This window comes from Waterburya agarophytonicola KI4 (assembly GCF_020640915.1).
In the GTDB taxonomy this organism is placed as follows: Bacteria; Cyanobacteriota; Cyanobacteriia; order Cyanobacteriales; family Xenococcaceae; genus Waterburya; species Waterburya agarophytonicola.
Genome location: NZ_JADWDC010000007.1, coordinates 1 through 20,171 on the forward strand (window position 1 = coordinate 1; position 20,171 = coordinate 20,171).

Genomic DNA, 20,171 nt, shown 5'->3' on the forward strand with positions numbered 1-20,171 from the left:
ATCGTCGGTGAAGTTTTGCTGTCTGATGTGGGATAAGAATTATTGGGGATTCAAGATACTCAAATTTGGCTAAAATCTAGTTATTGTTGGCAAATTAAATATATTTAAAACATGACATCAGCTAAAAATGTTCTGGGTGAAGAACTCAAGGTTTGCTGCAAATCTCCCATGACAGGATTTTATCGTACTGGCAAATGCGAAACGGGTTCTCAAGATATGGGCGTGCATATAATATGCGCCGAAGTTACCGCTAAGTTTTTAAAATTTAGTCAGGAAAAGGGTAACGACCTCAGTACTCCCGTTCCGATGTACAATTTTCCTGGTTTAAAGCCAGGAGACTGTTGGTGTCTTTGTGCGACACGGTGGAAAGAAGCTTTAGAAGCGGGTTTTGCTCCACCGATTAATTTAGAGGCGACTCACGAGAAAATGCTCGATTATTTTCCTTTGGAAGTTTTGAAAGAACATTCTGTAGGATTGATGCAGGGCGATCTATAAAAGTAAGATGATTAATCTTCAGTCAAATCCTTGTAAGTTTATCGGAGCGATAATTATTGGTGCTAGTTTATCTATCATATCCGTTAGACCTATTATTGCCCTGGACTTGGATGAAATCGCCAGTTTAGCCGACGAAATTACGGTCAAAATTACCGATCCTGATAGTGGATACAATGGCTCTGGAGTAATATTTAAACAAGAGGATGGTATTTACTATGTTTTGAGCAATCAGCACGTGGTTGTTGGCGGATCGACTCATGAAATTGAAACTGTTGACGGAATTACCCATCCTGTGGTCTTCAAGCAGGAGATTCCAGGTTTAGACTTGGCAGTTTTGCAGTTTGAAAGCGAAGAGTTTTATCAAGTTGCATCGATGGGAGACTCTGAAAATCTGACTCCGCTACAAACTATATATGTAGCAGGCTTTCCTGCTTCTCAGACCAACTTAGATATTACTTCTGGAGAAATTAGAGCGATCGATCGCGATATTGTCGCCAACCCCAAAAATCAATTGGGCTATGCTTTATTGTACACAAACCAGACTTTGCCAGGTAGCAGTGGAGGCCCCGTTATCGATGAAGATGGGCGTTTGGTGGGCATTAATGGAGAAGCTGAAAGAGATGCTATCAGTGGTAGGGATTTAAGTCGAGGCATTCCCATCAATTTATTCAAATCTCTTGCTTTAGATTTTGAATCTCAATCTCAATATGAACCCGAACCCGAACCCGAATCTGAAACTGATGCCCTAGAGGACATATTTTCTCAGGCTTATGCTAACTATAGATCTAGCTATTTTTTAGCATACAATCCCCTCGGACACGATCGCTCTGTCACTAGTATTGCAGTTAGTAGCAACGGACAGTTGATTGCTAGCGGTAGCAAAGACGAAACAATAAATATTTGGCATAGTCAGACAGGACGATTATTACGCACCCTAGAAGGTCATGAGGGAGGCGTTAACAGTCTTGCGATCGCTCCTGATGGATATACTATTGTTAGCGGTAGCGATGACGGGACTATTAGAGTCTGGAATGGCAATACGGGAGAGTTGTTACGTACTTTAGAAGGTCATACAGGAAGGTTAAACAGCGTTGCGATCGCCTCTGATGGACGTACTATTGTTAGCGGTAGTAGCGATCGCAATATTATGGTCTGGGACTGGATTGACTGGGAATTGAATGCAATTATTGAAGGTCACGGTCAAGGAGTAAATAGCGTTGCGATCGCCCCTGACGGAAGCACTATTGTTAGTGGCAGTGACGATCGCAACATTATGGTTTGGGACTTGGCAACCCTAGATTTAAAAACAACTTTAGAAGGTCATGAGGGAAGCGTTAACAGTGTTGCTATTGCATCGGATGGACGTACGATTGTCAGCGGTAGTAGGGATGAGACTATCATGGTTTGGGACTGGACTAGTTGGGAATTAAAATTAATTATTGAAGGTCACGAAAGTCAAGTTAATACCGTTCGGGTAAGCAGTGATGGTAAAACTATTTTCAGTGGCAGCGACGACCGTAGTATTAGAGTTTGGGATCTTGCTACGGGAGAGTTGAAAAACATCTTTCAAGATCGAAATTCAGCCCAAATTCTTGGTTTTGATACTAGTTATTACGAACAAATTATTGTCGGAGGAATGAGCGATCGCAGTATTAGAATTTGGCATACAAAGTAGCTTCAATTATTAGTCATTAGTTATAATTGCTGCTTTATCTTTCTATAATCAAACAAAAGTCGAATCTCATTATTGATGGTGTTATTTAAAATTAATGAAACTTCTAAATATTTTTAATGTTGGGCGACGTTGGTTATCTGCAACTCCCCAAAGAGCTTTAGATGCAGCCTATGGTGCAGCAATTAAGATTAAAGCGATCGAAGACGATCATTTTGACGGTCAGATCGTTTCTGCTAGCTCTATGGAATATTCGGAAAGTGTCATCAAGGTATTCAGAAATGATGTTAATAGTTATCTCAATACTATTAAGGCTAGATTAGCAGAATTTAGATTAAGTCGCGGTTTATTGATTTTTTCTGATACTCAACCTAATGATTCTAGTCAAACTATTGTGCGCTACACCAATGGTTTTGAAGATCCTCGCGAGTTTACAATAATCGAAAAACTAGCTTTTATTGATGCTGTAACCGATAAATATAATAATTATAAATATGAAGAAGTAGAGCTTATTCCTACGCGCCGTTTGGAAAAAAGTAAAAAAGACAATCGTTTAATTATTGATAAAAATAATCGCACTTTAGCATTGAATAGACCAGCCAAAGAAACGAACGGCAAAGAAACAAATACCGAAACTATTACAGATAAAACTAGTGTCTTGCCTCGTTCTTTTATGCGAACTTTAAATCGCATCAGACAAGAAATAGATCCCAAGGCAGACGATACTGAAGAAGAAGTAGTCAAGAGATTTCGGAAAAGTCGTAATAAAACAGCTATTTCAATTCGCTTTTTATTAATTCTAATTATTGTTCCCTTACTAACTCATCAAGCAAGCAAAAGTTTGATTATTACTCCTCTAGTTAAACAATATTTTACCAGTCACGAACAAGAGGTTTTATTTATTAATCATGATATGGAAGAAGAAGCTTTTATGGAGTTACATCGTTATGAAGAACAACTCCATTTTAGAAGTATGATTGGCACAATGCCCCGTATTTCTCAAGAAGAAGAAGAAGAAAAAATAAAACGTAAAGCAGAAGAATTATCGGAAGAATTTCAAGGTAGAGGAATTAATGCGATCGGTAATGTTTTTGCCGATTTATTTTCTTTATTAGCTTTTACAGGAATCATTTTCTTTTGTAAGCGAGAGATTCAAGTTATCAAATCATTTTTAGATGAAATTGCTTATGGACTAAGCGATAGTGCCAAAGCTTTTCTAATTATTTTGCTCACAGATATGTTCGTTGGTTATCACTCTCCCCACGGTTGGGAAATTATTTTAGAAGGTATTGCTCGTCATTTGGGTTTGCCCGAAAATCGCGAATTTAATTTCTTGTTTATTGCTACCTTTCCCGTGATTCTCGATACTGTATTAAAATATTGGATTTTCCGCTATCTCAATCGTATTTCTCCCTCTTCAGTTGCTACTTATAAAAATATGAACGAGTAGATTATACAGAATTATACAGATAAGAGATTTACGAAATAATTAGAACTTCAACTATCTTCAGGTTATTTAACTATAGCGCGATCGCGTCCTTGTTCATTTTTTTCTGTCTTTAGTTTTACAAAAATTTAGCTCTAGTAGCTAAAATGCGATCGCATTCTGAGTCGATCTACGATCTTGATAAGATTGAAGAAAATTTCCAGATATTTTCCTGGAACATTTGCTCAGATTTAGCTAGCTTGTAAGCATAATAATAATTTTGTCTATCGATGTCCCACAACTATAAATTACTGGCTAACACATTGATTGCGATTGATTGTCTATTGACCAAACCTCTTAGTCTTTTAGTCTATGGCTTGTTCTGTTTTGGAATTAACGTTAACTCGGTCAAAGCAGAAGACAATATCTTAGTGATTCATTCTCATCATTCAGAATTATCTTGGACAAAACAGCAACAAGCAGAAATAGAAGACGGATTTAAGGAAATAAGTAACGAAAATAATATTTTTCATGAATTTTTAGACAGCAAACGCCACCCAGAATTAGGGTATCAACAAGAATTTATCAACTACATCAATAAAAAATATACTCGAATCCCAATCGATTTACTGATGGTAGTTGACGACCCCAGTTTACAATTAGTATTAAAGCAACACGATCGCCTTTTGAGCGATGCTCCCGTAGTTTTTTTGGGCATCCAAAATATTAGACAAGAATTGCTCGATACTCCTTGGCTGACAGGAGTGATTGAAAACTATACGGTAGTAGACACCGCCTTAGAAGCTACCAGGCAAATGTGGACTAAGAATATTATTATTATTAATGATTCTACCGAAGCAGGCAAAGCAAATTTAGAACAGATTCAAGAGATCGAACAAGTACCCAACCCATCTTTGAAAGTAGAAGTAGTCAACGATTTGGCAGTCAAAGATATTAAAAAACGTCTGGGGGGCTATAGCGATCGCGTTCCCATCTTGCTTTTGGGTCAATTACGTCAAAACAACCTTCAACAAACAACGGTCGATCCGCAACAAGACACTCAAATTTTACGGGAGCAAATACCCAACCCGATTTATGTTGAAGATGAAATTCGTCTTGGTAAAGGTGTGGTGGGAGGGAAAATATTCGATCGCAAATACCATGTTAGACAAGCTGTCGAACTAGCTCAAAAAATCTTAAACGGGGCAAAGCCCGATCAAGTTGGCCCCATAACTTCAGGGAAGAATCGTTGGGTTTTTGATTATCGAGAGTTATTGAAATATAATATCAAGCTAGATCTGCTGCCTGAAAATAGCGAATTGCTCTATGTCGAACCGCCTTTTTATGTTAAATATAGGACTTTAGTTTTAATTACTGTACTTAGTCTTCTTTGTAGTGTTTTGACGATTATTTTATTAGTTGAAAAAATTAGAAAGCGGAATCTAATTAACAAAGCTCTAGCAGAAAACGAACAGAGATATAAAGATTTGGCAGAAGCGGGGGCGAATGTATTTTGGGAATTGGACGAGCAACTCAACTATTCTTATATATCTGGCGATGTTGAAGATTTATGTGGCTTAAAACCAGCTGAATTTTTGGGTCACTATCCCCCAGATTTACACAACAGTAACTCTAGCTTGGACGTTGATTGGGAACTTTTCAAACGAATTACCGCAACCAAACAGCCTTTGAAAAACTTCACTTTTAGTCTGCGAGATCGACACAATGGAGTCAGAATATTTAGAATAAATGGAAGCCCTTTATTTAATCAAGAACACAAATTCCAAGGATATCGCGGAGTCAAACAAGAAATTACCGCAGAACAAAATCTTTATAAAAAAATTGCCTATCAAGCTACTTACGACGATCTGACTGGGTTACTCAATCGGCGAGAATTCAATGAAAAACTCAAAAATTCAGTCCAAAAAGCCCAGAAATATCGTACAGAATCAGTTCTCTGTTATCTAGACCTAGATCGCTTTAAAATCGTTAACGATACAGCAGGACACTCAGTCGGCGATCGCCTACTATCAGAGTTGGCTCAACTATTACAAACTACGATTCGCAAGGAAGATACTCTCGGTAGATTGGGGGGAGACGAATTCGGTCTAATCTTAGAAGGTTGTTCGATCTCTGAAGCAGAGCAAGTGTGCGAGCAACTAATCTTTGCCATTAATAACTATCGTATCAAGTGGAAAAATGTAGAATTTGATGTTGGGGTTAGTATTGGGATGGTGGGTATTGCTCAACAATCTATCGATGCAGCAGAGTTATTGAGTCGTGCGGATCTAGCTTGCTATCAAGCGAAAAATTTGGGTAGGGGTCGAGTTTATATTGCCGAAAATAATAGTTCAGAAATCGATCTACAACAGACTCAAATGGGGCATATTGCTAATGTGTCCCAAGCAATTAAGGAAAATCGTTTTTATCTGGTCAAACAGTCAATTAAGCCAATGGTTGATGATGGTAAACAACGCCTACATTATGAATTGTTATTACGTCTTAAAGATCGTGCGGGAAATCTAATTACTCCTGAAGAGTTTATTCCCGTAGCAGAGCGTTATGGCGTAATTACTATTGTTGATCGCTGGGTATTAAAAACTACTCTAGATTCTTATCCTCGATATTTTGCTGACGACAAGGCTCTAGTGTCGATTAATTTGTCTGGTGCTAGTATTAATGACGAAAGATTTACTAGTTTTGCGATCGATTTAATTAAAAAATCTCAAGTACCAGGAGACTGTCTCTGTTTTGAAATTACCGAAACTGCTGCTATCTCTCAAATCAGTCACGCACAAAAATTTATCGCCACCATGAAAGACTTAGGAGTTAAATTTGCTTTAGATGATTTTGGCAGTGGTGTATCTTCTTTTGGCTATCTTAAAAATCTCTCCGTAGACTATCTTAAAATTGATGGCAGTCTGGTCAAGGCAATTATCAATGAAGATTACGACCACGCAATTGTTAATTCGATTAATGAAGTCGCTCACCTCATGGGAATCAAAACTATTGCCGAATTTGTGGAAAACGACCGAATACTAAAACGCTTGGGGGATATTAATATTGACTACGCTCAAGGCTATGTTATGGGAAAACCCGTTGCGATCGCATCTTAAATATAGAGAACAAAATTATTGAGATTCGGATAATTGAGTAGCAGAAGGTATTGTTGCACCATCTAACACCATGGTATTGAGTAAGGTGGGAGATATTTGGCTGAAGTTGACATCAGAATCGATGATCGAGACTTGACTGTAGTTGGGATGGGGATTGGTCAATTTCCAGCGAAAAGTATGGAGGATATCCCATTCAGCTCGATCTTCCTCGGGATTTATATTTTTAACTCCAACTAGGCTGGTAATAAATTCAATAGCTTCTCCCGATTGAAGACGATAATCTGCGGGGGCATCTTCAAAAACCAATTCAAATTGCTGTAGATTATTGTGATTTTGAAAATGATGACGTTGTTTGCAGAGATCGCAATTTACGACATCCCAATAAAAAGGAAATCTATCGGCTCGATCGTATTGATAACCTCCTATAGGCGGATCGTTATAAGGAGTGGATAACCTTTTGCCAGATTGGTCTACAATGCCATGAGGATCTTTTTCTACATAACTGACCCAATTAAAATGATCGTAACCAAGATCGGATGCTAACTTGCCCAGATCGATATTTTCTCCTTGGCTATTTCTGGGGGAAAACTGAGTAATTATCCTCGCACCAATTACTATGTGAGTAATACTGCTATTGTTGATAACGTCGCGATCTACAGTCGATAGCTTGTCATCATTTATTTTTTGGTTATTATTAGATTCTCCATAAGCAATACTATCTCTTGAAAATACAGATAATAAAACACCCGCAGTAAGAGTAAAAAATATTAGTATTTTAAAATTCATTTATATATCGAAATTGGAAATTTTTTATATACGTACATATTACTACGTGACTTCACGTATATTTTCCCAATGACAATTAATTAGTACAATCTTTATCAAAAATAGTACTTAGAAGAAGATTTTCTTCATGAAAAACTTAGATATTGTATAAAGGTTGAGATAAAGAAACTTATAAAACCCAATTTCGCCTCAATGAATTTACGTAAAGTCGTCCGACTATTAAAAGAAACTTTCCAAGAATGGCAAAAAGATAAAGCATCGCGAATTGCAGCAGCTTTGGCTTATTACACTGTTTTTTCAATTTCACCTTTGTTAGTAATTGCGATCGCAATTGCAGGAGCGTTTTTTGGACAAGATACAGCCCAAGAGGAAATTACCTCTCGACTAACTGAATTGGTAGGAGAAGATGGTGTTAAACCGATTCTCATGGCTCTGAACAATATTAGTCAGCCCAAAATTCGCGGGTTGGCTTCTTTAATTAGTATAGGAGTACTGGTGCTTGGAGCTTCGGGGATTTTTGCTCAATTACAAGACGCATTAAATACGGTTTGGAAAGTTAAACCACAACCAGGACAAGGGATGTTACTATTTATTCGCAAGCGATTGTCTTCATTCTTGATGGTGTTAGCAATTGGGTTTTTGTTGATGCTATCTTTGATTTTAAGTGCTGTTGTGGCTACCTTAAGCCAGTATCGTACAGATTTTTTACCAGGCTCGCAAATTCTCTGGGAAAATCTAGATTTTATTGTCTCTTTGGGTTTGATGACTTTTTTGTTTGGTTTGATGTTTAAATACGTACCAGATGTCACAATTGCCTGGAAAGATGTTTTTGTCGGCTCGTTAATTACAGCTTTACTATTTATCTTTGGTAAATTTTTGCTTGGTGTATATATTAGTAGAGGTAGTCTCGGCTCTGCATATGGTGCTGCGGGATCTTTAATCGTATTCCTGGCTTGGGTATATTATTCAGCACAAATTATCTTGTTCGGGGCAGAATTTACTCAAGTTTATAGTCGGATGTACGGTTCAAAAATTAAACCCAATAAGCATTCTCAGATTGATTGAATGTTATTGGTTATTTGTCATTGGTTATTAGTTATTGGTCATTTTAGACTTTTTCAGTAAGCCCTAATTATCAATTATCTAAAAGGCGGAGCATGCATCAATCCGCCATCTTTCCACAAAGCATTTAAACCCCGTTCGAAATTAAATGGCTTGCCAATATTACGATCGTAAATCTCTCCATAATTACCAACGTGCTTGATAATTCTCAGGGCAAAATCATTGTTTAATCCCAAATTATTTTCGACACTTTCCGCAAATAAAAAACGTTTAATTGGAGGATTTTTTGTTTGGGCAAAGCGATCGATATTTTGAGAATTAATGCCCAATTCTTCTGCCTCAATTAGGGCATAAATTACCCATTTGACTACATCAAACCATTGAGAATCGCCATTAGCTACCAACGGTCCTAATGGTTCTTTGGATAAAACCTCGGATAATACTAAATGGTCGTCAGGTAAGGCGAACTCTTGACGACGGATGGTCAATTGAGAGCGATCGCTAGTGGCAGCGTCACAACTTCCCGTTTCATAAGCTTTATACAGAAGGTCTGCATCTTCAAATACAATCGGAGAATAATTTAAGCTCAATCTTCTCATGCGATCGGCTAAATTTTGTTGGTTAGTCGTTCCCGATAAAACGCAAACTGATTTATTATCTAGGTCTTCTAAAGTCTTGATTCCACTGGCTTGAGTAGTAAGTAATCCTTGACCGTCATAAAACGTTGTAGGAGCAAATTCCATCCCTAGAGAAGTATCACGACTTAATGTCCAAGTGGTATTGCGACTGAGCAAATCGACTTTTCCCGAAGTTACCGCGCTAAAACGTTCTTCTGCATTCAGATTGCGGTATTCTACTTTAGTAGGATCGTCAAATAAAGCTGCTGCTATTGCTTTACACAAATCTACATCCAGCCCTGAATATTGACCGTTGGAATCGACAGAGCTAAATCCTGGTAGTTGTCCGTTGACACCACAAATCAATTTCCCTCTTTTAGTTACTGTTGCCAAACGACTATCGGCGTTGGTTAGCCCATTTAGGTCATTATTCGAGTTTTTTGTCCTGTTACTATTACTACTACAGCCATTACCAATAGCAGTAACTATTAAAATTAAGCATAAAGGACTGAATTTTTGTCTTAAAGTTGTCCAAGCAAACATATTGCAGTACTTGATATTAATTAGAATAGATAAACTAATAGTTTAAAAGTAGCAGGCAGCAATTAGCAATAAGTGCAACTATCTAAAAGGAGGAGAATGGAGCAAACCACCATTTTTTACCAAATTATTTTCTCCTCTGGACAAATCAAAGGGTTTGCCAATATTGCGATCGTAAATCTCTCCATAATTACCCACAGATTTAATTATTTTTTGGGCAAAATCCTGGGATAGTCCAATATTTTTACCCAAATCTTCCTCCATACCCAAAAAACGTCGGATGGCTGGATTTTTTGTTTGGGCAAAGCGATCGATATTTTGGGAATTAATGCCCATTTCTTCGGCTTTAATTGTGGCATAAAAAACCCATTCCACCACATCAAACCATTCTGGTTCTCCGTTAGCAATTACTGGCCCTAATGGTTCTTTAGAAAATACCAGATCCAATACTTTATGCGCCCCAGGATTGGTAAAGCTAGTGCGACGGGCAATTAGATCGGAGCGATCGCTCGTGACAACTTGACAATCTTGGGATTCGTAGGAGCGATACATTGTTTCTGTATCTTCAAATGTTATGGGAGTATAAGCCAGATTTCTCTTGCGCATTTGTATCCCTAAATTATTTTCCGCAGTAGTATTTGCAGCTACGCAAACAGATTTGCCATTCAAATCATTTAAGTTGTTGATTTCGCTATCTTCGGCAACCAATAAACCTTGACCGTCATAAAAGTTGGTAGGAGGAAAATCCAATCCTCCAGAAGTATCACGACTAAACGTCCAAGTTGTATTGCGACTCAATATATCGACTTCTCCAGACGCCACCGCAGTAAAACGTTCTTGGGAATTGAGATGGCGGAATTCCACCTTACTAGTATCTTCAAACAAGACTACGGCGATCGCCCGACATAAGTCTACCGAAATACCTGAATAACTACCATCTGATTCTTTATAACTAAATCCTGGTAGGCGATCGTCAATTCCACAAATCAATTTTCCCCGTTTTTTAATCGTATTGAGACGATTATCTAGATCTGCGCCATTTTCTAGCTGTTCTATTTCATTACTTTTTCCAAGTCTCTGGCGATTTCTTTCTGTGCAACCCCAGATAGTTGTTAGCATTAATGCCAACAGTAGAAGACGAAATATGGGTTTAATAATCGATTCGTGTAACATTTAGAAAAATCGAAATTCACTCCTTTAAAGTTTACTTGCTTAACTTTCTCCTCCATGATTTTTTGTTAAGGAATAAATCGACCTTTATTTTGCGATCGCTGCCACAACTATTTTTTGACAAAAAAAAGGTTAGCTTTGTTGCTAACCTGAAAACTGTTACGGAAATCTGTAATTACGTTTAGCTATATTTAGCCCCCTGCAACAGCAGGAACAATACTGACTTCATCCCCATCTGCCAAAGCTGTATCCGTACCCTCAAGGAAACGAATATCTTCGCTATTGACATAAAGATTGAGGAAACGACGAGGTTTGCCTGTTTCGTCACAAATACGTGCTTTGATCCCAGGACAATTACTTTCTAGAGCGTCGATAAGCTCGTCAATATTACTACCGCCACATTCGATAGTAGCTTGGTTGTTAGTAAACTTTTGCAGAGGAGTAGGAACTAATACTTTAACGGTCATGATCGATTGGAAATAAATAAATAATGAGTGATAAATCAGCAGGAATTAAACGTTGGTTTGTTGCCATTCCAAACGCTCTAGAGTACGAGAGCGTTCTAGAGCGCGCTCGAAGCTTTCTAGTTTGGGTTCGATGATGAACGGTTGACCAATATAGCCCTGTACGGCTTCTTGGGTTTTCAACCCGTTACCAGTAATATAAACAACAGTTTTTTCATCAGGATTTATTTTACCTGCTTCTACTAGCTTTTTGAGAACGGCGATCGTAGTACCCCCAGCAGTTTCGGTAAAGATACCTTCAGTTTCTGCCAAAAGCTTCATTCCTTCAACTATTTCTGCATCGGTAACAGATTCGATATTACCGTTAGTTTTGCGAGCAACTTCTAAAGCGTAGCAGCCATCAGCAGGATTGCCGATCGCAATGGATTTGGCGATCGTGTTGGGTTTGACAGGAGTAACGAAATCTCTGCCTTCTTTAAATGCTTGAGCGATGGGGGAACAACCTTCTGCTTGCGCGCCACTAAAGCGGACTGCTTTTTCATCGACTAAACCGACTTTGACAAATTCGTTAAATCCTTTGTAGATTTTGGTGAAGAGAGAACCAGAAGCCAAAGGTGCAACGATATGATCGGGTAATTCCCAACCTAGTTGTTCGGCTACTTCATAACCCAATGTTTTAGAACCTTCAGAATAGTAAGGACGAAGATTGATGTTGACGAAACCCCAGCCATAACTATTGCCGACTTCCGAACAAAGGCGGTTAACTTGGTCGTAGTTGCCTTTAACTGCCATCAAGGTGGGGTTGTAAATCAAAGTTCCCAATACTTTTCCTGCTTCCAAGTCAGAAGGAATAAATACGCAACAGTCCATTCCTGCATGAGCAGCGATCGCAGCAGTGGAGTTGGCTAGATTACCAGTACTAGCACAGGAGACAGTAGAAAATCCTAATTCTCTGGCGCGAGTTAAGGCTACCGATACTACCCTGTCTTTGAAACTAAGGGTAGGCATATTAACCGCATCGTTTTTAATATAAAGATTTTTCAGACCCAATTGACGAGCTAAACGATTGGATTTTACCAAGGGAGTCATTCCCGTACCCACATCAATGGGATTTTCGCTCTCTACAGGCAAAAATGCTTTGTAACGCCAGATAGAGTGAGGCCCCGCTTCAATACTTTCACGGCTTACCTGACGGCGAATTTCATCGTAGTCATAAGCAACTTCTAAAGGAGAAAAGGTTTCTTCACAGACGTTGAGAGCCTTGAGGGGATATTTAACTCCACCTTCTTTAGATACTAAGTGAGTGAAAGTCTTGCCCGTACTGGTTTTTATTGGTGTCTGAGTCATTAGTTTATTTTCATTCCGTCAACAGTGATTTGATACTATCACAGCTAAAAAGATCGAGTCAAACATACCCGATAATTTTAGTCGGGATTAAATTAAGACAAAAAAGCGAGATGAAAATCCCGCAGTACGATATTTAAAATCCTTCAATAATCCTTCAAGCTTCTGCCAAAATACTATGGGCTAATTCTTTCAGATACTTTTCCCTAGCTGCCATAGCAGGGCTGGGTTCTAAATCTAAAGCAGCTAGCATATCTCGCCAACGATAAGCCCAATCGTGCTTGAGGAGAGAATTAGCAACGTTCATTTTACTAATACGTTCTAGTTTTTCTGGTTGAGCGTCCAATTCGGCGATCGCTTCTACCACATCTGTTCCCCGAAGATCGACTTGAATAATTGGATCTGACCAATCAAAATAGCGAGGAAAAGCATCTCCAGCGGGGGGCATTCCTACCATAACTGTTCCTGCTGCGGCACCTTCAAAGAAACGGTAGCCAATTTCTTGAGTACCACCAGTTTCTTTTACTTCATTAAATTTGGCATAATTAGTAATGTTATAACGGCTTCTTTGAAATACATCAGCCAGCAAAATGCGATGTTCTCTGGGGTTGTCAATTTGTAGCTTTCCTTTAATCGTGTCGTAATAATAAAAGAAATTATCTTTAGCAGCCCTTTTTATTAAAGCATCGTGAATTATGGGCGATCGCCTTCCTACATAGGAAACATCAATCGAACGTTGGGGAGGATTCGGATAAGGAGAAAAACGTAGGGTATCAACTGCGGGAGGAACATAAGTAAGTGGTGTTTTAACCAGCTTGCTCAAACCTTCAATACATTGAGTCACTCCCAAAAAAACATGGTCAAAGTCATCCCAGGGTTCTTTGGCCAATCTCCAGTTATTTAAGTCAGGCATCCACATTTCAGCAATAAAACAGGCTGTTTTACGGCATTTCTCCCGCCATCCTTTAATAGATTCGAGGAGATGCATCTGCCACGGATTATCTAATACGGCAAATAACAGATCGTATTGGCGATCTAGAACCAAATCTTGAGGAAAAGGAGCAATAGTCGCGGCAAGGCGATCGCTTAAACCTGCATATTTGGCAGTGCGATAAATTTTTCGTGCCGAATCAAAAGGAAAAGCATACTCATTTCCAGGACAATGTAACTGAGCAGATTCTAAACTAGTAAGTAAATCTTCAAACTCATAAATACAGCAATTAGCTGCCTGAAAGCGAAAGTCACGAACAGAGACAACTAAAATACGAGGTGTTCGATCTGTATCTACAGAAGAGGAATTGTTGGACATACTCGGTAAATATTAAAAGCTTTGATTCATAATCCAATAAAGGGATATATGGAATGATGTTGTAGATTTTCAGCGTAAATCTTAGACCAATATCGATCGATTAACAATCAAACTATTCTAGTTTAGTCAAATTAGCATTCTGATAATAGTGAGCCAGAATCCGATGATAGTCAACTCCTTGTTGGGCTAAATAATAGGCACCCCACTGACTCAAACCCAATCCATGACCAAAACCACGACCACTTACTCGAATATTTTTGCCATCTGTAGACATACGAAATAGAGTACTGCGGAGATCGAGAGCTTGACGTATTTCTTTGCCACTCAGGTTAGCCGAACCGAGATCTCCTGTGACTTTCATTTCGATAACTCGACCGCGAGGGGTCATTTTGATGGGCTGTAAGCCTCTAATATTGCCGACTCCCGCCACCAAAGTTTTTATTCGACTGACGGGAAAAATTTGTTGCCATTGGAATACGGGGGCTTTTTGGTCGTAATCGACTACTGCCCTAAGATAAGGCAAGGGAGAACTCCAAACATCCTCGACATTTTCTGTATGCCCTCCAGAAGATGAATGAAAGGCTGCCAAGATGACTTCATTGTTATAGGTCATTATCTGACCGAGAGTACTATTTACGGCTTCGTGGGTAGTGGTGTATTCCGTGTCTAAACCTTTATATACTTGAGTCGTAACGGTAGTATCCATATCATAAATACTGTTGGCTTCAGTGTTGCGTTTATATAAAGCATAAGAACGGGCTGCAACTGCTTGAGCCTTTAGAGCCTCTATCGGCCAAGTTGAGACGGCTTCTGCCCCCACCACACTATATAGATAATCTTCTAAATCTACGTAATTGATGGCAGAGATCGTATTACCTTCACGCACAAGGTGGGTTTTTCCCCGATACCAGCGATCTCCAATCCACACATAGCCATTTTCCGTGGGTTCAATAATTAATTCAGTTGCACCCAGGCGATTTGCAATCGTAATATTATTTCCTTCAGTTTTGGCAGCCAGAGAAGACATGGGAGTTAGTTCGCCAATTTGCCTCCCCGTACCATCTTTGACTATTGCTTCGGTGGAACTACCAACCTTGACGTTAGAGACATCCTTTTTAATTGCTACTCGTAACTCAATTGCTTGTACGGGAAAAATAATTAAAAGCCAAAAAAGCCCAGACAACAACCAATGAGATTTCTGGGAAAATACCGATTTAACAAGAAAATTAATAGATTTTAAGTTCTCAGATACCATCAAGATTAATAGTTGTATTTTTATAAAAGATTGCCACCAATATATTGCGACATTTTTTTTCTTATGACAATGGTAAGGTAATCTGCACGGCAATTATACTCAAAGCTCGGATAAGCGATCGTATTCTTTTTGTTAGTTATGTATTTCGCCATCAACTTCTATAATTAATCCCAGAGAATGACAATAAAAATTAACAATAAATTCTTCAATTATTTGTTGGCGACGAAACTTTAAGTTATTTAATCTTTTGGCTCTTAAATAGTCCCAGAGTATTTTTTCTACTGGGGTCATGTTCTGCCTTAATTCTTTCGCACGTTTAATTTTTTGTGGAGATATTTTTTATCAGATTATGATGTTGTTTGGTTTCATTTGGCATCTTCCCTAGCCCTTCTCCTCTCAAAGGAAGGAACTAATATATTTTTATCTTGACCATATCTTAATTGCAATATCTGCTAATTGTTCAGCGCGTTTTTTCATAGAGTCTTCATTCCATGTATCAACATCTTTAAAATGCTTATTTAATGAAATATTCGATTCTTGATACATTTTCTTCTTGGTATCGAATATTTTATTAGAAAGCTCTGAATTATAGCCCGTCAATGTAAGATTACCTAATGTATTCAACCATTGTTTCTTAATAGTGTTATGATTACCCCCTAGACTATTCTGCCATTCAGAAGTTAAAGTTTGAGGCATAATATGCTCTATAGTAAGAGTATCAGAATCAACTATTTCTTTTTGATTCAATGATTTTTCCAAACGCTCCAAAATAAATTTTACTCTTTGAACATCGCTTTTTTTATATATAGCTTTTTGAATAATTCCTTGACGAAATGGATCGTCTTTTGGAAAAGCCTTATTTCCGCTATAGTTACTTAATACAGTGCGTAATCCTTTCACTAAATCATCAGGATTATTTTTTTTAACTTCAGTATAGAGATTATCGAATATTTTCCCTAAAATATTGGGAGGAATACCTGCAAACCATCGCCTAACAAAGTAAGATTCTAAATAGGCTAAAATTTGTTCAAAGTCTTCAAGGGATAAATTTTGTTCATAATAATCATTGTAGATATTTAGTAGAAAAATATGACAAGTACTAAAATCTAGCTTCTGAAAATAGCTAAAATATTTTTTCAATACATCTTCTTTTTCTATCTCCTCAAATATTATGCACTAATAGTATTTAGCAAATTTAATAATTGTATTTATTTCATCTTCAATATCGCAATTATAATTGTCTATTTGGTTTTTGATAGTTTGATAAACTTCTTTTTTTGTTATTGATTTTCCATCTTTACGTAAATAAAACCAGAAAAAATCAGTTATTAATTCCGAATATTTATCTTCTTTTTGATTATTTTCTTTAAAGGTAGTTTCTATAGGTAGCCATTTGCCCTCATATACACTCGATTGTCGATCTGTTGGTAATTTCATAAACAAATAATTGCGAACTAAATCAGCTTGTGTTAATTCCTGCCCTTTATTATTAAGGCTTTCAAATATTAAATAAGGATTGTCCTTATCTTCAGATGTAATATTAACTAAAACTAACTGCTCTAAAATAATATTTTTTATTTTCTTGAAGTTCAAAATTTGCTCTGCTTTAGTATTGAACGGTATCTTTTTCAAAGAGCTTTCAAAAAAGCTGTAAGCCTTATAGATATTTTTATCTTTGACTTGATTTTTAAAATCTTTATTTGATTTACCCTTAACTATTCCCTGATAAACTTCACGATCGTCTTGAGTTGGCAAAATTTTGTAATAATCTTCTTTTTGTTGAAACTTGTTAACCAAATAACATTCGTATAATTCTTCTGCTATCTTTTTATCTTCTGCTTGTCTTGACTTTTTCAAGTATCCTTTTAAGCTTGCCAATATAATAGTTAGTGTTGTCAAACGTTGTTGACCATCAATAATTAGGAATGGACAAATGCCATCTGCTGAACCTGGAAGAGATTGAGTAACGAGCGAACCAAGAAAATAACTGCCTGTAATTTCGTCTCTATAGATACGCATCAAATCTTCCCATAGAATTTCCCAATTTTCTTTCTTCCAAGAATACGGTCTTTGAAAAAGAGGAACTTGAAATTGTATATTATTGTTTCCCAATAAATTGCGAAGATGAGTTTCTGATGCTTTCATGTGAAGATTAGATTTTTAGTTTCTTATCTAATCATTCCCACTGTTTTACTTAAAACATCAATATATTCGGTTTTTTTGACTGAAATTGTAGAAATAGAAAAAAGTACCCCTCTCCTAGTAGGAGAGGGGCTGGGGAAGAGGTTTATACAGGCATACCTAAAATATCCTCAATCTTAGGCATATCTTCCAAAGCAATTACCCTACCTTCATCCTCGAAATTATCAATTTGATCAAAGTTGAGGTAACGATATAAATCGCTTTCAAAAGGTGCAATTTTCTCTTTTACAACTGCCATATATTCTTCCACTGTAGGAATCTTGCCTAACAATGCACAGACAGCAGCTAACTCAGCCGAACCTAAGTAAACCTGTGCGCCTTTACCCATGCGGTTGTTGAAGTTACGGGTAGAAGTGGAGAAAACAGTAGCATTATCTTCCACGCGGGCTTGATTACCCATACAGAGAGAACAGCCAGGCATCTCGGTACGCGCGCCAGCAGCAGCAAATATGCCGTATACGCCTTCTTCACGGAGTTGTTTCTCATCCATGCGAGTAGGAGGGCATACCCAAAGTCTTCCTTTGATTACGCCTTCCCCCTCTAGAATTTTGGCAGCAGCGCGATAGTGTCCAATGTTGGTCATGCAAGAACCAATAAATACTTCGTCTACTTTGTCTCCCGCGCATTCAGACATTAATTTGACGTTATCAGGATCGTTGGGCGCAGCGACGATGGGTTCTTTGATTTCGTTGAGGTTGATTTCTACCGTATCTGCATATTCCGCATCCGCATCCGCAGACATAAGTTCGGGGTTAGCCAACCACTGTTTCATTTTGCCAACGCGACGCATAATAGTGCGGGCATCGCCATAACCACGGGCTACCATATTAGTTAGCAAGGTTACATTCGATCGCAAGTATTCTGCTACGGTATCCTCGCTTAGTTTAATCGTACTTCCAGAACAAGAACGTTCGGCAGTAGCATCAGTTAGTTCAAAAGCCTGTTCGACTTTTAAGTCGGGTAAGCCTTCCATCTCCATTACTCGCCCATTGAAGACGTTGATCTTATTCTCTTTGGAAACGGTTAATTTTCCCTCTTGAATAGCCACCCAAGGAATAGCATTAACAATATCTCGTAGGGTAATTCCTGGCTGTAATTCTCCTGTAAAGCGGACTAAAACCGATTCGGGCATATCTAAGGGCATTACTCCCAATGCTGCTGCAAAAGCTACCAAACCAGAACCCGCAGGGAAAGAAATACCCAAAGGAAAACGAGTATGGGAGTCACCACCAGTACCCACAGTATCGGGTAACAACATTCTGTTTAACCAAGAGTGAATAATACCGTCTCCTGGGCGCAAAGCTACCCCACCGCGAGTAGAAAAGAAGTCGGGTAAGTTTTTGTGAGTCTCAATGTCTACAGGCTTAGGATAGGCTGCGGTATGGCAGAAGGTTTGCAGAGTCAAGTCGGCATTAAAACCGAGACAGGCTAATTCTTTTAATTCATCCCGGGTCATTGGCCCTGTGGTATCTTGAGAACCAACGGTAGTCATCAAGGGTTCGCAGGAAGTACCAGGGCGAACTCCAGGTAAACCAGAAGCCTTACCCACCATTTTTTGAGCCAAAGTAAAGCCTTTACCTGTATCTACTGGTGCAGAAGGGCGAGTAAAGACTTCGGAGACTGGTAAGCCTAATGCCTCTCTGGTTTTGTCGGTTAATGCCCTGCCAATTAATAAAGGTATTCTACCGCCAGCCCGTACTTCATCGATAATAGTGTCGGGTTTGAGATCGAAGGTAGAGATAACTTTGGGCGAACTACCGTTAGCCCCTAAAGTAATTTCGCCTTTGTAGGGATGAATAGTAATCACATCGCCAGTGTTTAATTGACTAACATCGCATTCGATAGGCAATGCGCCAGAGTCTTCAGCAGTATTGAAGAATATAGGAGCGATTTTATCACCCAAAATATAGCCACCAGCTTTTTTGTTGGGAACAAAAGGTATTTCTGAACCAATATGCCACAATACGGAGTTGATTGCCGACTTACGAGACGAACCAGTACCAACCACATCGCCCACATAGGCTACAGGATGACCTTTTTCTTTTAACTTGGCAATAGTTTCCAAGCCATCGGGCATTTTGGACTCTAGCATTGCTAAAGCGTGGAGGGGAATATCGGGGCGAGTCGTAGCGTGGGGTGCAGGGGATAAGTCGTCGGTGTTGGTTTCTCCTGGCACTTTAAATACAGTAACGGTGATAGCTTCTGCTGGCTTGGAACGACCAATAAACCATTCTGCATTCGCCCAAGAATCGATTACTTGCTTGGCATAGGGATTAATATCAGATAGTTCTAATACATCGTTAAAGGCATCAAATACCAATAAGGTTTTACTCAAGGCTGCCACTGCTTCGGAAGCAATACCAGGTTCGTTAGATTTTAGTAAATCTACTAAAGATTGGACGTTATAGCCACCCATCATTGTACCCAGTAAGCTAACTGCACCTTGGGCAGAAATTATAGGACATTTGATTTCTCCCTTGGCTACCGCAGTTAAAAAACCAGCTTTGACATAAGCTGCATCATCTACACCAGGGGGAACGCGATCGCGCAATAATGACAGTAATTCTTCTTTTTCGGTTTCGGGAGGATTTTTGAGTATCTCGCACAATTCCGAAGTCTGCTGCGCTGTTAAAGGCAATGCAGGTATGCCTAATTCTTCTCTTTTGGCAGCTTGCTTTCTGTATTGTTCTAGCATTTAGTAGTTTTCCTCTCT

General features: G+C 38.6%; 16 protein-coding genes. 5 read left to right on the forward strand and 11 right to left on the reverse strand.

The annotated features are described in order from the left end of the window. The first annotated feature begins 111 nt into the window (after positions 1 to 111). The 4 genes from I4641_RS04075 to I4641_RS04090 all read left to right on the forward strand — a co-directional run bounded on the left by I4641_RS04075 (position 112) and on the right by I4641_RS04090 (position 6,709). Positions 112 to 495 carry a DUF2237 family protein gene (locus tag I4641_RS04075; RefSeq protein WP_229639190.1) on the forward strand — a complete coding sequence of 128 codons (384 nt, stop codon included), beginning with the start codon at positions 112 to 114 and terminating at the stop codon, positions 493 to 495. 7 nt (positions 496 to 502) lie between these two features. Then, entirely contained in the window at positions 503 to 2,170 is a 1,668-nt protein-coding gene (locus tag I4641_RS04080; RefSeq protein ID WP_229639191.1) for a trypsin-like peptidase domain-containing protein, read from the forward strand. 94 nt (positions 2,171 to 2,264) lie between these two features. After that, entirely contained in the window at positions 2,265 to 3,617 is a 1,353-nt protein-coding gene (locus I4641_RS04085) for a proton extrusion protein PcxA (RefSeq protein ID WP_229639192.1), read from the forward strand. Positions 3,618 to 3,883: 266 nt separating this feature from the next. Continuing rightward, on the forward strand, positions 3,884 to 6,709 hold the full coding sequence (locus I4641_RS04090; RefSeq protein WP_229639193.1) for an EAL domain-containing protein: 2,826 nt from the start codon (positions 3,884 to 3,886) through the stop codon (positions 6,707 to 6,709). 15 nt (positions 6,710 to 6,724) lie between these two features. On the opposite strand, the gene I4641_RS04095 is transcribed toward I4641_RS04090, so the two are convergent. Further along, on the reverse strand, positions 6,725 to 7,495 hold the full coding sequence (locus I4641_RS04095) for a hypothetical protein (RefSeq protein WP_229639194.1): 771 nt from the start codon (positions 7,493 to 7,495) through the stop codon (positions 6,725 to 6,727). A gap of 192 nt (positions 7,496 to 7,687) precedes the next feature. On the opposite strand from I4641_RS04095, the gene I4641_RS04100 reads away from it, so the two are divergent. Further along, positions 7,688 to 8,560: a YihY/virulence factor BrkB family protein gene (locus I4641_RS04100; protein WP_229639195.1), complete on the forward strand. Its 873-nt coding sequence runs from the start codon at positions 7,688 to 7,690 to the stop codon at positions 8,558 to 8,560. Between the two features lie 74 nt (positions 8,561 to 8,634). Here the strand turns inward: I4641_RS04100 and I4641_RS04105 are convergent, their stop codons facing one another. The 10 genes from I4641_RS04105 to acnB all read right to left on the reverse strand — a co-directional run bounded on the left by I4641_RS04105 (position 8,635) and on the right by acnB (position 20,153). After that, positions 8,635 to 9,717 (reverse strand): amino acid ABC transporter substrate-binding protein, encoded by a 1,083-nt coding sequence (locus I4641_RS04105; protein ID WP_229639196.1) that lies wholly within the window; start codon positions 9,715 to 9,717, stop codon positions 8,635 to 8,637. Between the two features lie 78 nt (positions 9,718 to 9,795). Continuing rightward, positions 9,796 to 10,887 (reverse strand): amino acid ABC transporter substrate-binding protein, encoded by a 1,092-nt coding sequence (locus I4641_RS04110; protein ID WP_229639197.1) that lies wholly within the window; start codon positions 10,885 to 10,887, stop codon positions 9,796 to 9,798. A gap of 188 nt (positions 10,888 to 11,075) precedes the next feature. Next, positions 11,076 to 11,351: a MoaD/ThiS family protein gene (locus tag I4641_RS04115; RefSeq protein WP_229639198.1), complete on the reverse strand. Its 276-nt coding sequence runs from the start codon at positions 11,349 to 11,351 to the stop codon at positions 11,076 to 11,078. Positions 11,352 to 11,396: 45 nt separating this feature from the next. Then, the gene (thrC, locus tag I4641_RS04120; RefSeq protein WP_229639199.1) at positions 11,397 to 12,695 is read right to left on the reverse strand and encodes a threonine synthase; all 1,299 of its coding nucleotides are present in this window, start codon (positions 12,693 to 12,695) and stop codon (positions 11,397 to 11,399) included. Between the two features lie 154 nt (positions 12,696 to 12,849). Next, positions 12,850 to 14,001 (reverse strand): glycosyltransferase family protein, encoded by a 1,152-nt coding sequence (locus tag I4641_RS04125; protein ID WP_229639200.1) that lies wholly within the window; start codon positions 13,999 to 14,001, stop codon positions 12,850 to 12,852. A 112-nt stretch (positions 14,002 to 14,113) separates the two neighbouring features. Further along, positions 14,114 to 15,256 carry a SpoIID/LytB domain-containing protein gene (locus I4641_RS04130; RefSeq protein WP_229639201.1) on the reverse strand — a complete coding sequence of 381 codons (1,143 nt, stop codon included), beginning with the start codon at positions 15,254 to 15,256 and terminating at the stop codon, positions 14,114 to 14,116. 132 nt (positions 15,257 to 15,388) lie between these two features. After that, positions 15,389 to 15,592, reverse strand: coding sequence for an endonuclease domain-containing protein (locus tag I4641_RS04135; RefSeq protein ID WP_369426718.1), 204 nt, complete (start codon positions 15,590 to 15,592; stop codon positions 15,389 to 15,391). 84 nt (positions 15,593 to 15,676) lie between these two features. Continuing rightward, positions 15,677 to 16,396, reverse strand: a complete 720-nt coding sequence (locus tag I4641_RS04140; protein WP_229639203.1) for an HNH endonuclease family protein — start codon at positions 16,394 to 16,396, stop codon at positions 15,677 to 15,679. Positions 16,397 to 16,432: 36 nt separating this feature from the next. Beyond that, positions 16,433 to 17,401, reverse strand: coding sequence for a DUF262 domain-containing protein (locus tag I4641_RS04145; protein ID WP_229639204.1), 969 nt, complete (start codon positions 17,399 to 17,401; stop codon positions 16,433 to 16,435). 142 nt (positions 17,402 to 17,543) lie between these two features. Continuing rightward, a complete protein-coding gene (acnB, locus tag I4641_RS04150; RefSeq protein ID WP_229639205.1) occupies positions 17,544 to 20,153 on the reverse strand; it encodes a bifunctional aconitate hydratase 2/2-methylisocitrate dehydratase in 2,610 nt (869 codons plus the stop codon). Between the last annotated feature and the right edge of the window lie 18 nt (positions 20,154 to 20,171).

Bases quoted from the DNA above. Each gene is read 5' to 3' on its own strand.
- I4641_RS04075 (WP_229639190.1), top strand. From the start codon at position 112: ATGACATCAGCTAAAAATGTTCTGGGTGAAGAACTCAAGGTTTGCTGC.
- I4641_RS04080 (WP_229639191.1), top strand. From the start codon at position 503: ATGATTAATCTTCAGTCAAATCCTTGTAAGTTTATCGGAGCGATAATT.
- I4641_RS04085 (WP_229639192.1), top strand. From the start codon at position 2,265: ATGAAACTTCTAAATATTTTTAATGTTGGGCGACGTTGGTTATCTGCA.
- I4641_RS04090 (WP_229639193.1), top strand. From the start codon at position 3,884: ATGTCCCACAACTATAAATTACTGGCTAACACATTGATTGCGATTGAT.
- I4641_RS04095 (WP_229639194.1), bottom strand. From the start codon at position 7,495: ATGAATTTTAAAATACTAATATTTTTTACTCTTACTGCGGGTGTTTTA.
- I4641_RS04100 (WP_229639195.1), top strand. From the start codon at position 7,688: ATGAATTTACGTAAAGTCGTCCGACTATTAAAAGAAACTTTCCAAGAA.
- I4641_RS04105 (WP_229639196.1), bottom strand. From the start codon at position 9,717: ATGTTTGCTTGGACAACTTTAAGACAAAAATTCAGTCCTTTATGCTTA.
- I4641_RS04110 (WP_229639197.1), bottom strand. From the start codon at position 10,887: ATGTTACACGAATCGATTATTAAACCCATATTTCGTCTTCTACTGTTG.
- I4641_RS04115 (WP_229639198.1), bottom strand. From the start codon at position 11,351: ATGACCGTTAAAGTATTAGTTCCTACTCCTCTGCAAAAGTTTACTAAC.
- thrC (WP_229639199.1), bottom strand. From the start codon at position 12,695: ATGACTCAGACACCAATAAAAACCAGTACGGGCAAGACTTTCACTCAC.
- I4641_RS04125 (WP_229639200.1), bottom strand. From the start codon at position 14,001: ATGTCCAACAATTCCTCTTCTGTAGATACAGATCGAACACCTCGTATT.
- I4641_RS04130 (WP_229639201.1), bottom strand. From the start codon at position 15,256: ATGGTATCTGAGAACTTAAAATCTATTAATTTTCTTGTTAAATCGGTA.
- I4641_RS04145 (WP_229639204.1), bottom strand. From the start codon at position 17,401: ATGAAAGCATCAGAAACTCATCTTCGCAATTTATTGGGAAACAATAAT.
- acnB (WP_229639205.1), bottom strand. From the start codon at position 20,153: ATGCTAGAACAATACAGAAAGCAAGCTGCCAAAAGAGAAGAATTAGGC.